General features: G+C 55.3%; 1 rRNA gene. It reads left to right on the top strand.

Going from position 1 to position 1,370, the window contains the following annotated elements:
* Window positions 1-1,300, top strand: a 23S ribosomal RNA gene (locus BLR57_RS19665); the annotation flags it as partial.
* Between the last annotated feature and the right edge of the window lie 70 nt (window positions 1,301-1,370).

Genomic DNA, 1,370 nt, shown 5'->3' on the forward strand with positions numbered 1-1,370 from the left:
AGAGCAATTCGATGGTACCTAGAGTCCGTGAAAAGACGAGCGTGGTATTCGTACCGAGATCCGACACAGGTACTCTGGCAGAGCAAGCCAAGGCCCGTCGGGAGCAACCGACGTTAGGGAATTCGGCAAATTAGTCCCGTAAGTTCGCGAGAAGGGATGCCTGCTCCGTAGACGAGCAGGTCGCAGTGACTTGGGCGCTCCGACTGTCTAGTAACAACATAGGTGACCGCAAATCCGCAAGGACTCGTACGGTCACTGAATCCTGCCCAGTGCGGGTATCTGAACACCTAGTACAATAGGACGAAGGACCCGTCAACGGCGGGGGTAACTATGACCCTCTTAAGGTAGCGTAGTACCTTGCCGCTTCAGTAGCGGCTTGCATGAATGGATCAACGAGAGCGCCACTGTCCCAACGTTGGGCCCGGTGAACTGTACGTTCCAGTGCGGAGTCTGGAGACCCCCAAGGGGAAGCGAAGACCCTATAGAGCTTTACTGCAGGCTGTCGCTGAGACATGGTCGCTAATGTGCAGCATAGGTAGAAGACATTACACAGGTACCCGCGCCAGCGGGCCACCGAGTCACCATTGAAATACTACCCGTTAGTGACTGTGACTCTCACTCCGGGAGGAGGACACCGGTAGCCGGGCAGTTTGACTGGGGCGGTACGCGCTCGAAAAGATATCGAGCGCGCCCCAAGGTTTCCTCACTCGGGTCGGAAACCCGAGGAAGAGCGCAAGAGCAAACGGAAGCCTGACAGTGTCCTACACAACGAGGGACGCTGACACGAAAGTGTGGTCTAGCGAACCTACGAAGCTGCTTGATGCGGCTCGTAGATGACAGAAAAGCTACCTTAGGGATAACAGAGTCGTCACCGGCAAGAGCACATATCGACCCGGTGGCTTGCTACCTCGATGTCGGTTCCCTCCATCCTGCCTGTGCAGAAGCAGGCAAGGGTGAGGTTGTTCGCCTATTAAAGGAGGTCGTGAGCTGGGTTTAGACCGTCGTGAGACAGGTCGGCTGCTATCTATTGGGGGTGTTAAGGTACTTGACGTGAACGAACGTATAGTACGAGAGGAACTACGTTTGGGTGCCACTGGTGTACCGGTTGTCTGACAAGGCAAATGCCGGGAAGCTACGCACCACGGGGTAAGAGCTGAACGCATCTAAGCTCGAAACCCACATGAAAAAGAAGTACCACCGAGGACACTCGTAGAAGACGAGTTAGATAGACTCGGGGTGTACGCGCCGAGGCAACGAGGCGTTCAGCCCGCGAGCACTAACAGTCCAAGCCACATTCATACCGCATGGGAACCCGTGTCCGTAAACGGGTCCAGGTGCTAACTGGAATGCACGAACACATTGGTTGTCAA

The sequence above is a fragment of the Halogranum gelatinilyticum genome (assembly GCF_900103715.1).
GTDB lineage: Archaea > Halobacteriota > Halobacteria > Halobacteriales > Haloferacaceae > Halogranum > Halogranum gelatinilyticum.